This is a genomic window from Streptomyces sp. NPDC031497 (assembly GCF_055580905.1).
In genome coordinates this window covers 21,244-34,488 of the sequence record NZ_JBVIKO010000034.1, presented here as the reverse complement: position 1 = coordinate 34,488, position 13,245 = coordinate 21,244, and the positions used below count along the sequence as shown (strand labels likewise).

General features: G+C 69.7%; 12 protein-coding genes. All 12 read left to right on the top strand.

Annotated features, from left to right (window positions below):
- Positions 1-17 precede the first annotated feature (17 nt).
- The 12 genes from ACZ5K7_RS42665 (at position 18) to ACZ5K7_RS42610 (ending at position 13,192) form a co-directional block, all read left to right on the top strand.
- Entirely contained in the window at positions 18-953 is a 936-nt protein-coding gene (locus tag ACZ5K7_RS42665; protein ID WP_468922815.1) for a carbohydrate ABC transporter permease, read from the top strand.
- The gene (locus tag ACZ5K7_RS42660) at positions 950-1,834 is read left to right on the top strand and encodes a carbohydrate ABC transporter permease (protein WP_468922812.1); all 885 of its coding nucleotides are present in this window, start codon (positions 950-952) and stop codon (positions 1,832-1,834) included. Before ACZ5K7_RS42665 ends, ACZ5K7_RS42660 begins: the two co-directional genes overlap by 4 nt.
- 70 nt (positions 1,835-1,904) lie before the next feature.
- The gene (locus ACZ5K7_RS42655) at positions 1,905-3,053 is read left to right on the top strand and encodes a Gfo/Idh/MocA family protein (protein WP_351694780.1); all 1,149 of its coding nucleotides are present in this window, start codon (positions 1,905-1,907) and stop codon (positions 3,051-3,053) included.
- Complete coding sequence (locus ACZ5K7_RS42650) at positions 3,050-3,889, top strand: DUF6807 domain-containing protein (RefSeq protein WP_468922808.1); 840 nt, start codon at positions 3,050-3,052, stop codon at positions 3,887-3,889. The genes ACZ5K7_RS42655 and ACZ5K7_RS42650 overlap by 4 nt, the downstream gene beginning before the upstream one ends.
- Before the next feature lie 124 nt (positions 3,890-4,013).
- Positions 4,014-5,354 carry an ABC transporter substrate-binding protein gene (locus tag ACZ5K7_RS42645; protein ID WP_468922805.1) on the top strand — a complete coding sequence of 447 codons (1,341 nt, stop codon included), beginning with the start codon at positions 4,014-4,016 and terminating at the stop codon, positions 5,352-5,354.
- Between the two features lie 94 nt (positions 5,355-5,448).
- Complete coding sequence (locus ACZ5K7_RS42640) at positions 5,449-6,219, top strand: rhamnogalacturonan acetylesterase (RefSeq protein WP_468922802.1); 771 nt, start codon at positions 5,449-5,451, stop codon at positions 6,217-6,219.
- Between the two features lie 47 nt (positions 6,220-6,266).
- Positions 6,267-7,550, top strand: coding sequence for a pectate lyase family protein (locus ACZ5K7_RS42635; protein WP_468922799.1), 1,284 nt, complete (start codon positions 6,267-6,269; stop codon positions 7,548-7,550).
- A gap of 127 nt (positions 7,551-7,677) precedes the next feature.
- Positions 7,678-8,808, top strand: coding sequence for a pectinesterase family protein (locus tag ACZ5K7_RS42630; RefSeq protein WP_468922796.1), 1,131 nt, complete (start codon positions 7,678-7,680; stop codon positions 8,806-8,808).
- Positions 8,809-8,812: 4 nt separating this feature from the next.
- On the top strand, positions 8,813-9,838 hold the full coding sequence (locus ACZ5K7_RS42625; protein ID WP_351695436.1) for a pectinesterase family protein: 1,026 nt from the start codon (positions 8,813-8,815) through the stop codon (positions 9,836-9,838).
- Positions 9,839-9,860: 22 nt separating this feature from the next.
- Complete coding sequence (locus tag ACZ5K7_RS42620; protein ID WP_468922793.1) at positions 9,861-10,973, top strand: right-handed parallel beta-helix repeat-containing protein; 1,113 nt, start codon at positions 9,861-9,863, stop codon at positions 10,971-10,973.
- 118 nt (positions 10,974-11,091) lie between these two features.
- Positions 11,092-11,889, top strand: coding sequence for an HAD family acid phosphatase (locus tag ACZ5K7_RS42615; RefSeq protein ID WP_468922790.1), 798 nt, complete (start codon positions 11,092-11,094; stop codon positions 11,887-11,889).
- 148 nt (positions 11,890-12,037) lie between these two features.
- Positions 12,038-13,192, top strand: a complete 1,155-nt coding sequence (locus tag ACZ5K7_RS42610; protein WP_468922787.1) for a right-handed parallel beta-helix repeat-containing protein — start codon at positions 12,038-12,040, stop codon at positions 13,190-13,192.
- The last annotated feature ends 53 nt before the right edge of the window (positions 13,193-13,245 follow it).

The window sequence follows — 13,245 nt, the reverse complement described above, 5'->3', positions numbered from 1 at the left end:
GCGAACGGAGAACAGTCATGGCCCAAGCCGCAGCCGTGGCGAAACCGCCCGCGCCACCCCGGCGGCGCCGTGCCTCCGCGACGCCGCGCAGGCTGCCGTACCTGCTGATCGCCCCGGCCGCCCTGCTGATGCTGGGCTTCATCGCCTACCCGGTGCTCAGCGTCTTCTACTACAGCCTGCAGAACTACAACCCGACCAAGCCCTGGCGGAACGGCTTCGCGGGCCTCGGCAACTTCACCCAGGCCTTCGCGCACGACCCGCAGTTCTGGTCCACGCTGACCTTCAGCGCCAAGTGGGTCGTGGTGGAAGTCGGGTTGCAGCTGCTGTTCGGTCTGGCGCTGGCGCTCATCGTCAACCAGACGTTCGTCGGGCGGGCGCTGGGCCGGGCGCTGGTCTTCTCGCCCTGGGCCGTCTCCGGCGTGCTGACCTCAGCGATCTGGGTGCTGCTCTACAACTCCCAGACAGGCGTCACCCGTTACCTCGCCGACGCGGGCATCGGGTCGTACGGCGCCAGCTGGCTCTCCGACACCTCGACGGTGTTCCCGGCGGCCGTGGTCGCCGACCTGTGGCGCGGCGTCCCCTTCTTCGCGATCCTCATCCTCGCCGACCTCCAGTCCGTCTCCAGGGACCTGTACGAGGCCGCCGAGGTCGACGGGGCCGGCCGGATCAAGCAGTTCTGGCACATCACCCTGCCGCATCTCAAGGACGCCATCGTCCTTTCCACCCTGCTGCGCGCGGTGTGGGAGTTCAACAACGTCGACCTGCTCTACACCCTGACGGGAGGCGGTCCGGCGGGGGAGACGACGACCCTTCCCCTCTACATCGCCAACACCAGCGTCGACGCCCACAACTTCGGCTACGCCTCCGCGCTGACCACGGTGGCGTTCGTGATCCTGCTCTTCTGCTCGGTGGTCTATCTGCGGCTGAGCAAGTTCGGAGGCGAGACCAAGTGATCACCGAGATCGCCCCCGAGACCCGACCCGTCGTGTCCGTGCCCGCCCGGCCGGGGAAGCGGCGCCGCGCCTGGGACGAGGCCCCCCGCTGGCAGATCTACCTCCCCCTCGGGATCTACCTCCTCTTCACCCTCGTCCCCTTCTACTGGATCCTGCTCTTCGCGCTGCGCCCGTCCGGCTCCACCTCCCTGGTGCCCTGGCCGGTCACCTTCGAGCACTTCCAGAAGGTGTGGACCGAGCGCAGCTTCGCCACCTACTTCACCAACAGCGTGTACGTCGGTGTCGCCACCCTGCTGCTGACCACGGTCGTCGCGCTGGCCGGCGGCTACGCCCTGGCCCGCTTCGACTTCCGGCTCAAGCGCGGCTTCATGCTGGCCCTGCTCTGCTCCCAGTTCGTGCCCGGCGCGCTGCTGCTGGTCCCGCTCTTCCAGATCTTCGCCAAGCTCCAGATGATCAACTCGCTCGGCAGTGTCGTCATCGCCGAGACCGTCTTCCAGCTGCCGCTGTCGATGATCCTGATCAGCGGCTTCATCAGGAACGTGCCGTACTCCCTGGAAGAGGCCGCCTGGGTCGACGGCTGCGACCGGCTCACCGCCTTCCGGATCGTCGTCCTGCCGCTGCTGCGGCCCGGGCTGATCGCGGTCGGCTCCTTCGCCTTCGTGCACGCCTGGAACCACTTCCTGTTCGCCCTGATGTTCCTGTCCGACCAGAGCAAGCAGACCATCCCGGTCGGGCTCAACACCCTGATGAGCGCGGACAGCGTCGACCTGGGCGCGCTGGCCGCGGGCGGGATCATCGCCGCCGTACCGGTGGTGATCGTCTTCGCCTTCATCCAGAAGTGGCTGATCACCGGCTTCGGCGCGGGGGCGGTGAAGGGATGAGACACCTCACGGGCCGACCGGGCCGGACGCTTACCCTGCACGCAAAGATCGACAGCGCAGGGAGCATGCCGTGAACTCTTCGACCATCGACATCGTGCTGGCAGGGGCGCGCGGCCACGGCCGCTGGCACCTGGAGAACATCCGCCGCCTCCAGGACAAGGGGGTCGTCCGGCTCGCCGGCATCTGCGAGCTGACCCCGCTCGGCGCGGACGAGTTGCCGGAGGGCCTCGGCACGCCCGAGCAGTCCGCCGACTTCGGTGCCCTGCTCGACTCGACCGGCGCCCGGATCGCCGTGATCTGCACCCCGATCCCCACCCACACCGACCTTGCCCTGACCGCCGCCGAGCGGGGCGTGCACCTGCTCCTCGAAAAGCCGCCGGCACCGTCGTACGCGGAGTTCCGGCGGATGGCCGACGGGGTCGCCAAGGCGGGCGTGGCCTGCCAGATCGGCTTCCAGTCGCTGGGCTCGGGTGCCGTGCCCGCGATCCGCAAGCTGCTCGCCGAGGGCGCGATCGGTGACGTGGTGGGGGTGGGCGGGGCCGGCGCCTGGGCCCGCGCCGAGTCCTACTACCGGCGGGCGCCCTGGGCCGGCAAGCGGCGCCTCGGTGGCGTGGACGTCGTCGACGGCGTCCTCACCAACCCCTTCGCGCACTCCGTCGCCACCGGCCTCGCCCTGCTCGGCACTCCCCGCGCCGAGGACGTCACCGGCATCGAGACCGAACTGCTGCGCGCCAACGACATCGAGTCGGACGACACCTCCTGCGTCCGTGTCACCACCCCGCGCGGCCCGCTCACCGTCGCCGCCACGCTCTGCGCCGAGGAACCGGGGGACCCGTACGTCCTGGTGCACGGCACCAGCGGCCGGATCACCTTCTGGTACAAGCAGGACCGGGTGCTGGTGCAGCGGGCGGGCCAGGGTCCGCAGGAGACCGAGTACGGCAGCACGGACCTGCTGGAGAACCTCGCCGACCACCTCACCACCGGCGCCGAACTGCTGGTCGAGCCGGACTCGACGGGCGCCTTCATGAAGGTCGTCGAAGCGATTCGACTGGCCGGCGACCCGGCCGCCCTGCCCGCCGACGCCTGGCACTTCCTGCCCGAGGAGGACCGCCGGGTCGTCACCGGCATCGACGCACTGGTCGCGGCCTGCGCCGACACCCTCGCCCTCTACTCCGAGCTGTCCGCCCCCTGGGCCCCACCGAAAGCGGTGAGCACATGACAGACACCCTGGCGTTACGGGTCGCGGGCCGCCCGGTCGCCCGCTATGTCACCCGGCCCGAACTGCCGGCCCGCCTCTCCCCGCGGCCTTACCTGCACCCCGTCACCACCCTGGCCGGCACGGCGGTCACCGAGCTGACCCCGGCCGACCACACCCACCACCTCGGCGTCGGTGTCGCCGTTCCCGACGTCGAGGGGTTCAACTTCTGGGGCGGCCGGACCTTCGTCCGGGACCTGGGTCCGACCGAACGGGACAACCACGGCACCCAGCGCCATCTGGCCTTCCAGCTGCGCGACCCCGACGGGTTCGTGGAAGAGCTGCGCTGGGCCGCCGCCGGCACCGAGCTGCTGCGCGAGCGGCGCACGGTCGCCGCGACCGAACTCACCGACACCGCCTGGGCGCTGGACTTCACCTTCTCCCTCACCAACATCACCGAAGCCCCGCTCTCGATCGGCAGCCCCGCCACCAACGGACGTCCCGGCGCGGCCTACGGCGGCTACTTCTGGCGGGCCCGCAGGGAGGCCGCCGCCCCGGACGTCTTCACTGCGGACCGGGAGGGCGAGCCGGCGGTGCACGGCCGGAGCGCCGACTGGCTGGCGCTGGCCGGCACCGACTGGACCCTCGTCTTCGCCGGCGCCACCGAGGACACCCGACGCGACCCCTGGTTCGTCCGCACCGCCGAGTACCCGGGCGTCGGCTCCTCGCTGGCCCCCGTCGAACGGCTGCCGGTCCCTCCCGGCGGGACCGTCGTACGACGCGTCGTCACCGTCGTCGCCGACGGGCGGCTCGGGCGGGGTGAGGCGGCCGCACTGGTCCGCAAGGCGGTGACCCGGTGACCGCCTTCGGGCAGGAGCGCGTCCCGGTGTTCGCCACCACGCCCCGGCGCCGGCTCGACGCCGAGTAGCCGAACGTCCGCACCACCTCGCATCTCCATGGGATCCAGAAGAAGAGAGCCGACCAATGAAGAGCAGCATCCGCATTCGCAGAAGCAGGCGTGCGGCCGTCGCCGTCGCCCTGGGCTCCGTGCTCGCCCTGACCGCCACCGCCTGCGGCGACGACGGCAGCGGCAGCGCGGGGGACAAGGGAGACGAGGGCTCCGGCAAGGGCACGATCACCTTCTGGGACAACAACGGCGGTGTCCGCACCGACGTCTGGAAGCAGATCATCGCCGACTTCGAGAAGCAGAACCCCGGCATCAAGGTCGACTACGTCGGGGTGCCCGCCGCCAGTGTGCAGTCCAAGTACGACACCTCCATCCAGGGCGGCGGACTCCCCGACGTCGGCGGTGTCGGCACCGCGATGCTGGCGGAGGTCGCCGCGCAGGGTGCCCTTGAGCCGCTGGACAGCCGGCTCGCGAAGAGTTCCCTGAACGGCAAGCTCAACGAGAAGTTCCTGGAGAGCGTGAAAGCCGCCGGCGGTGACGGGAAGACCTATTCCGTGCCGACGTCGGCGAACAACGGCACGCTCTGGTACCGGACCGATCTGTTCGGTGCGGCCAAACTGGACCCGCCTACCACCTGGACGAACTTCTTCGCGGCGGCCGACAAACTCACCGACAAGGGGAACAACAAGTTCGGGTACACCATCCGGGGCGGTGAGGGATCGATAGCCCAGGCGCTGGACGCCATGTACGGGCAGAGCGGGATCACCTCCTTCTGGAACGGCGACAAGACGACGGTGAACGACCCGAAGAACGTCGCCGCTCTGGAGAAGTACGTCGGGCTCTACAAGAAGGACACCCCGTCCGCCGACGTCAACAACGACTTCACCAAGATGGTCGCGCAGTGGGACTCCGGCACGATCGGGATGCTGAGCCACAACCTCGGGTCCTACGCCGACCACGAGAAGGCGCTGAGCGGGAAGTTCAAGGGCATTCCCAATCCCACGCTCGACGACGGGACCCGGGTACAGGTGTCCAACCCGGTCGACGGCCTCGGGCTGTTCAAGTCCAGCAAGAACAAGGCCGCCGCCTGGAAGTTCATCGAGTTCGCGGCCTCCCACGAGGCCAACAGCGAGTGGAACGAGTCGGCGGGGCAGGTGCCGGCGAACAACGAGGCGGCGCAGGACGCGTGGGTGCGGGCGTCGGAGCCGACGAAACTGGCCGCCGAGGCGCTCAACGGGGCGTCCACCAAGGTCGTGCAGCTTCCTTACTATCTGCCGGACTGGAACACCGTTTCCAAGGCCGACAACGAGCCGAACTTCCAGAAGGTGTTGCTGGGGAAGCTGACGGCGAAGGAGTTTCTGGACACGTTGGCCGATCAGCTTGATAAGGCTCAGGCGGACTGGAAGGCCCATCACTAAGAGCTCGGGTGGTTTCGGTTGTGGGGGGCTGCGGGCCCGTAGTGGCTGGTCGCGCAGTTCCCCGCGCCCCTAGGAAGCTGAGAGGTGCACCCTCGTGTCACTCACCCGCAGACAGGTAACCACGGCTGCCCTTGCTGCCGTTCCTCTCGTCGGCCGTTCTCCCGACAGGAAACGCACCCTTTACATCGCCGGTGATTCCACCGCCGCCCAGAAATTCGCCGACGCGGCCCCGGAGACCGGGTGGGGAATGGCTCTCCCCTTCTTCCTGCGGAAGGAAATCGCCGTCTCCAACCAGGCTGTCAACGGCCGTAGTTCCAAGAGCTTCGTCGACGAAGGGCGGCTCGACGCCATCCTCGCCACCATCCGGCCGCATGATCTCCTCCTCGTCCAGTTCGCGCACAACGACGAGAAGAGTGACGATCCCACCCGGTACACCGAGCCCTGGACGACGTTCCAGGAGTATCTGCGGATGTACCTCGACGGGGCCCGCGCCAAGGGGGCCCGGCCGGTCCTCGCCACGCCCGTGGAGCGGCGGAGGTTCGACGCCGGCGGCAACGCCGTGCCGACCCACGGCGACTACCCGGCGGCGATGCGTGCGCTCGCCGCACAGGAACGTGTCCCGTTGCTCGACATCGAGGCGCTGTCGCTCGCGCTGTGGCAGTCGCTCGGGGTCGAGGCGACCAAGACGTACTTCAACTGGACCGACACCGAGCAGGACAACACGCACTTCAATCCGCCGGGGGCCATCGCCGTGGCCCGGCTCGTGGCGCGGGAGTCGCTGCGCACCCGGGTGCTGGCCCGGCACGACGTCATCCGGCTGCACCAGGACATCCCCACGTCCTGGATCACCTGGCCACCCGCATAGCTGAGGAGACCCGCACAGTGCGTACCTATGCATGTCATGGACGCGTCATGGCGATCGTGGGCTGCACGGCCCTCGTGCTCGCCGTGACCGGGACCGCCCAGGCCGCCGCCCCGCACCGGACCGCGCTCGACCGCCAGGTGCCGGCCGCCGACGACGGCTGGGCCGCCGCCACCACCGGTACCACCGGCGGAGCCGCCGCCGACTCCGCGCACGTCTACACCGTCACCACCTGGGACGGGTTCAAGGCCGCCCTGGCCGACGGGGGCAGCGCGCCGAAGATCATCAGAGTCAAGGGGGCCATCGACGCGGACGGGCCGAGCTGCGATTCGTTCGCCGTGCCCGGCTACGACTTCGCCGCCTACCTCGCGAAGTACTCACCGGAGGCCTGGGGGCACGCAACGAACCTGGACGGCGAGCCCGACGACAGCCCCGAGGGGCTGCGCCGCGCCTCCGCCGCCCACCAGGACGCCTACATCAAGGCGAACGTCCCGGCCAACACCACCATCGTCGGTATCGGCAAGGACGCCGGTTTCAAGGGCGCCAGCCTGCAGATCAAGGCCGTCGACAACGTCATCGTCCGCAACCTGAGCTTCGAGAGCCCCCTCGACTGCTTCCCGCAGTGGGACCCGACCGACACCGCCGACGGCAACTGGAACTCCGAGTACGACAGCGCGGTCGTCTACGGGTCGACCCACGTGTGGATGGACCACGACACGTTCACCGACGGCGACCACCCGGACAGCACCCTGCCCTCCTACTTCGGGCGGATCTACGAGCAGCACGACGGCGAGCTGGACATCGTCAAGGGCGCCGACTACGTCACGGCCTCCTGGAACGTCTTCGAGGACCACGACAAGACGATCCTCATCGGCAACAGCGACAGCGCGTCCACGGCCGCCGTCGACCGGGGGCACCTCAAGGTCACCTTCCACCACAACCTGTTCTCCAACCTGGTGGAGCGGGCGCCACGGGTGCGGTTCGGGCAGGTCGACTCCTACGACAACCACTTCGTCGCCGAGGACGGCTACGGCTACAGCTACGGCATCGGCATCGAGTCCCAACTCGTCGCCGAGCACAACGCGTTCACCCTGCCCGACACCGTCAGGGCCGGCTCGATCCTGAAGAAGTGGAACGAGTCGACGCTCACCGCCGACGACAACTACGTCAACGGTGAGCCGACGGACCTGATCGCCGTCCACAACGCGCAGATCCCCGCCGAGACCCTCCAGGCGGGCTCGACCTGGACCCCGACCCTGCGCACGAGGGTCGACCCGGCGTGGGCCGTGCCGCGCATCGTCGACTGCGCGGCCGGGGCCGGCCGACTGCGCTGACCCCGTCGCGTCCCCGGGCCGGGGCGCCCCACCGCTCCGGCCCCCTCCCGCGCCCGAGCCGCACCGCGAACCTCACCCGAGCCGCACCCCGAACCTCACCTGAGCCGCACCGCGAAGGAGCATCCGCATGCCCTCGCACCAACCTCACCCTCCCCTGTCCAGAAGGGGCTTCCTGATCGCGGGCGCCGGGGCGGGCGCCGCGCTCGGCCTCGCCGCGGTCCCCGCGCGCGCCGCCGCCGGCCGCCGCCGTCCGTTCGGGGGGTACGGGTCGCCCGAGCGCCGCCGCACCCCGGAGACCCTGTACGTCGACCCGCACGGCCGCGGCGACTTCACCACCGTGCAGGCCGCCGTCACCGCCGCCACCGGCAGCGGCCGTACCCTCGTCCTCGCCCCGGGCGTCTACCGGGAGACCGTCGCCCTCGACACCACCCGCACCGAGGCCACCTGGATCGGCGCCTCCGAGAACCCGCGTGACGTCGTCATCGTCTACGACAACGCGGCCGGCACCGCCAAGCCCGGCGGTGGGACCTACGGCACCACCGGTTCCGCCACCACCACCGTGCAGGCCGACGGCTTCACCGCCCGCTGGATCACCTTCGCCAACGACTGGCTGCGCGCCGACCACCCGGACATCGGCGGCACCCAGGCCGTCGCCCTCAAGGTGCAGGGCGATCGCAGCGCCTTCCACCACTGCCGGTTCCTCGGGCATCAGGACACCCTGTACGCCGACTCGACGGCCCTCGGTGTCTTCGCCCGCCAGTACTTCGCCCACTGCTATGCCGAGGGTGACGTCGACTTCGTCTTCGGGCGGGCGACCGCGGTGTACGAGGGGTGCCACTTCCGCACCCTGGACCGGACCGACCTGGCGGCCGCCCCGTACGGGTTCGTCTTCGCGCCCTCGACGGCGGTCCTCAACCCGCGCGGCTATCTGGTGACCGGGAGCCGCTTCACCGGCGAAGTCCCGCGCGCCTCCTACAAGCTGGCCCGCCCCTGGGTGCCGAGCTCGGACACCACCGCCCGGCCCTCGCTCGTCGTCCGGGACAGCGGGCTCGGCCCCGGCATCGACGCGGTCGCGCCCTACACCGACATGTCGGACGCCTTCCCCTGGCAGAGCCAGCGCTTCGCCGAGTACCGCAACCTCGGCCCCGGCGCCGAGATCACGGTCGCCGCCAACCGGCCCCAGCTCACCGCCGAACAGGCCGGGTCCGCGACCCGGGAGGCCTATCTCGGCGACTGGACCCCGTGGAAGGAGCGCTGACGTGCTGTCGAGACGCACCCTCCTCGCCACCGCCATTGCCGTCGGATCCTCTTCGGCCTTCGCCCCGGACCACGACCGCCGCGTTCTGCACGTCCACCCCGGGGACTCCGTCCAGGCGGCCGTGGACGCGGTGTCCGGGCCGGGCCGGACGATCGTCGTGCACCCGGGGACGTACCGCGAGGTCGTCAACGTGCCCGCGGACAAGGTGCGGTTGACCCTGCGGGGCGCGAGCCGTGACCCCCGGGCCGCCGTCATCGTCTTCGACAACGCCAACGGGACCCAGAAGCCCGACGGTTCGGGGACCTACGGCACCGCCGGCTCCGCGACCTTCACCTCCGCTGCGGCCGGACTCGTCGTACGCGATCTCACCCTCGCCAACGACTGGCTGCGCGCCGACCACCCGGAGATCACCGGGACCCAGGCCGTCGCCGCGTACCTCACCGGGGACCGTACGCACTTCGAGAACGTGCGGCTCCTCGCCCACCAGGACACCCTGTTCGCCGACACGGCCGAACTCGGCTCCTTCGACCGGCAGTTCTTCCACAACTGCTACGTCGAGGGCGATGTCGACTTCGTCTTCGGACGGGCGGTCGCGGTGTACGAGAGCTGCCACTTCCGCACCCTGCGACGGGACGTGGACTTCACTCCCAAGGGCATGGTGTTCGCCCCCTCGACCGCCCGTGCCGATCCGCACGGGTTCCTCGCCGTCCGCTGCCGGTTCTCCTCCGGCGCGGAGGACGGGGCGTACAAGCTGGCGCGGCCCTGGGTGCCGACGTACGAGACCACCGCCTGGCCCTCGCTGGTCGTGCGGGACAGTCTCATCGGCCCCGGGATCGACCCCGTCGCGCCCTACACGAACATGCGGGACGCCTATCCCTGGCAGTCCATGCGGTTCCACGAGTACCGGAACACCGGGCCGGGCGCGGTGATCACCGTCCCCGACAACCGGCCCCAGCTCAGCGCCGCCGAGGCCGCGTCGCACACCCCCGCCGCCTACCTCGGCGACTGGAAACCCGTCCGCCCGCTCTGATCGACGAAAGGACCCGCACGTCATGCGTCGTATCAGCTCCTTCACCGCGCTCGCTGTGACCACGGCCTCGCTCGGACTCGCCGTGCTCGCCACCCCGGCGCACGCGGCCACCGTCGTGGTCAGCAACTCCACCGACCTGACCAACGCCATCAAGAACGCCACCGCCGGCACGGTCATCCAGGTCCGCGGCGGCACCTACTACCCGACCGCCACCCTCCAGTCCACCGCCAACGGCACCGCGTCGTCGCCGGTCACCCTCACCGCGTACGGCTCGGAGACCGTGAAGATCGACGGGTCCTCGCTGCCCTCCGGCTCCTGGATCCTCAAGCTGACCGCCGACTACTGGAACGTCTCCAACCTCACCTTCCAGAACTCCCCGGACAGCGCGGTCGTCTGCCAGTCCTGCACCGGCACCAACTGGAACAACATCAAGACCATCAACGGCGGCGACTCCGGCTTCACGCTCACCGGGGACGGGACCGTGAACAACACCGTCAAGAACATCGACTCCTACGGCAACTACGACGCCGCCACCCACGGTGAGAACGCCGACGGGATCGCCGTCAAGTTCGGCTCGGGGACCGGGAACCTGATCACCGCGGCGCGGACCTACAACAACTCGGACGACGGGATCGACTTCTGGTCCTTCTCCTCGCCGGTCACCGTCGAGCACACCTGGTCCTTCGGCAACGGCTACAACCGCTGGAGCGACTCCGGGTTCGCCGGTGACGGCAACGGCTACAAGCTGGGCGGCGACGGCGAGGTGGTCGCGCACGTCGTCAACAACTCCGCCGCCTGGGGCAACGCGGGCAACGGGTTCACCGAGAACTCCAACACCGGCGCGATCGTCATCAACCGCACCACCGCCTACGCCAACGGCAACTGGGGCTACTACTTCGCCACCAGCGCAGCCCGGCTCGGCAAGAACCTCGCCGTGAGCAACGGGAGCGGCCTGGTCAGCAAGGGCTCCTCGGTCGTCTCGGCCGGCAACAACTGGGACAGCGGGATCAGCACCCCCGCCTTCCGGTCGACGGACGCGAGCAGTACGTACAACGCCCGCAGCTCCAGCGGCACGCTGCCCGCGACCACCTTCCTGACGACCGGCAGCACCACCATCGGGGCCACCATGGACTGACCGGGACATCCGGAACCAATCCCTCCAGGGCGCTTGACCCGGTTTTTGCCTGTGGATGAGATATCGATCAGGCAACGGGTCTCGCGCCCACCGGGGTGACGCGCGTAGAACTCCTGTCATGCATAAGTCACTTCGTCTCGCGGCGATCGCCGCCGCCTGCGCGCTCGCCGGCGGCGCCCTCTACGGCGCCGGTGCCGCCACGGCCGGCCAGTCGACCGCGAACTCCACCCACGAGCCCTACAACATCGGTCTCCTGGTGAAGGACATCGACTCCTACTACGGCACCGCCGCCGATGCCAACGGCGTGTACCAAGCGTCGCCGACCAGCTCGTACGCCAAGGACCTGGCGCGTCTCGACAAGGACGCCGAGCGGTACATCGACCGGGCCGCGCGCAAGGCCCACCGCAAGGGCGAGAAGCCCGCGGTCGTCTTCGACATCGACGACACGCTGCTGCTCAGCCTCGACTACGAGAAGCGCTACAACTACACGTACAACTCCGCCACCTGGGCGGCCTACGTCAACAAGGCCGACCGTCCGGGCGTCTTCGGCAGCGCCGGGCTGGTGCAGTACGCGAAGCAGAAGGGGGTGGAGGTCTTCTACAACTCCGGTCTCAGCGAGGCGCAGCGCACCGCCGCCGTCGAGAACCTGAAGAAGATCGGCGCCGACGTCAACCTCGACGCCGGGCACATGTTCCTCAAGGACGCGGCCAACCCGCCGTCGTACCTGAGCGGTTGCGCCACCGCGGGCAGCTGGAGCTGCACCACCGTGCAGTACAAGTCCGGCACCCGCAAGCACATCGAGAAGGACCTCGGGTACGACATCATCGCCAACTTCGGCGACCAGTACTCGGACCTGGACGGCGGCCACGCGGACCGCACGTACAAGATTCCGAACCCGACGTACTTCGTGTCGTAGGCCGTAGATCGCAGTCGGCTGACGCGGCAACCCTTTCCGGCCGCGGTGGCGACTGGGAGACAGAAACGGGCCGGGGCGGCCCCTCCGGCCCGTTTCGCTCCCCTCGTCAGCACGTCGTCATCGGCGACGTCAAGGAAAGGAACGGCCAGTGCGCTTCAGCACCGGACGCCACCGCAGGACCCGTACCCTCTCGATCGCCGCGGCGGTGGCCGTCGCGGCGGGCGCGGGCGGCGTCTACCTCGGCCTGTCGAACGGCGGTGCCCAGGCCGCCACCAGCACGGTCACCGTCGCCACCACCGCCCAGCTGGAGTCGGCCGTCGCGAACGCCACCGCCGGCAGCGTCATCCAGGTCCGCGCGGGCACCTACTATCCGACCGCCACCCTCAAGTCGACGGCCGGCGGGACCAGCGCGAACCGCATCACGCTCAAGGCCTACAGCGGCGAGAAGGTGAGGATCGACGGCTCCAAGCTGCCCGCCGGCTCCTGGCTCACCGGGATCTACGGCAGCTACTGGACCGTCCAGGACCTCACCTTCCAGAACTCCCCGGCCCAGGGCTTCGTCGTCACCTCGTCCACGGGCGGCGTCTTCAGGAACCTGGTCACCGCGGACAACGGCGACTCCGGGTTCACCCTGCGCGGCGACAACACCGTGAACAACCTCGTCCAGAACCTGGACAGCTACGGCAACTACGACAAGGCCGGGCACGGCCAGAACGCCGACGGGATCGCCATCAAGTTCGGCTCGGGCACGGGCAACAAGGTGACCGGCGCCCGCCTCTACAACAACTCGGACGACGGGCTGGACCTCTGGCAGTTCTCCTCCCCGGTCACCGTCGAGCACAGCTGGGCCTTCGGCAACGGCAGGAACCGCTGGAACGACTCCGCGTTCGAGGGCAACGGCAACGGGTTCAAGCTGGGCGGCGGGGGCGTCGCCGTCGCGCACGTCGTCAACGACGACGCGGCCTGGGACAACACCCTGAACGGGTTCACCGAGAACTCCAACACCGGCGCGATCGTGCTGAACCGCGACACGGCCTACGCCAACGCCCAGGCCGGGTTCTTCTTCGAGAGCGGCAAGGCCCGGCTGGCGCGGAACCTCGCGGTGGGCAACGGGGGCGGCGCGGACAAGCTGGGGTCCAGGGCCGTGTCCGCCGCGAACAGCTGGGACGGTGGGGTGAGCACGCCCGCGTTCAAGTCGACCGATGCGACGAGCGCGTACGGGGCGCGTGGCTCCGGCGGTTCCCTGCCGGCTACCACGTTCCTGACTACAGGCTCCACCGCCATCGGGGCGACCATGAACTGAGGCCGCGGGTTTCGTTGTGGCTGGTCGCGCCCACGCGGCGGAGCCGCATATCG

What these genes read in the sequence shown, in the direction of transcription:
- ACZ5K7_RS42665 (WP_468922815.1), top strand. Translation starts at nt 18, where the DNA reads ATGGCCCAAGCCGCAGCCGTGGCGAAACCGCCCGCGCCACCCCGGCGG.
- ACZ5K7_RS42650 (WP_468922808.1), top strand. Translation starts at nt 3,050, where the DNA reads ATGACAGACACCCTGGCGTTACGGGTCGCGGGCCGCCCGGTCGCCCGC.
- ACZ5K7_RS42645 (WP_468922805.1), top strand. Translation starts at nt 4,014, where the DNA reads ATGAAGAGCAGCATCCGCATTCGCAGAAGCAGGCGTGCGGCCGTCGCC.
- ACZ5K7_RS42635 (WP_468922799.1), top strand. Translation starts at nt 6,267, where the DNA reads ATGGCGATCGTGGGCTGCACGGCCCTCGTGCTCGCCGTGACCGGGACC.
- ACZ5K7_RS42630 (WP_468922796.1), top strand. Translation starts at nt 7,678, where the DNA reads ATGCCCTCGCACCAACCTCACCCTCCCCTGTCCAGAAGGGGCTTCCTG.
- ACZ5K7_RS42620 (WP_468922793.1), top strand. Translation starts at nt 9,861, where the DNA reads ATGCGTCGTATCAGCTCCTTCACCGCGCTCGCTGTGACCACGGCCTCG.
- ACZ5K7_RS42615 (WP_468922790.1), top strand. Translation starts at nt 11,092, where the DNA reads ATGCATAAGTCACTTCGTCTCGCGGCGATCGCCGCCGCCTGCGCGCTC.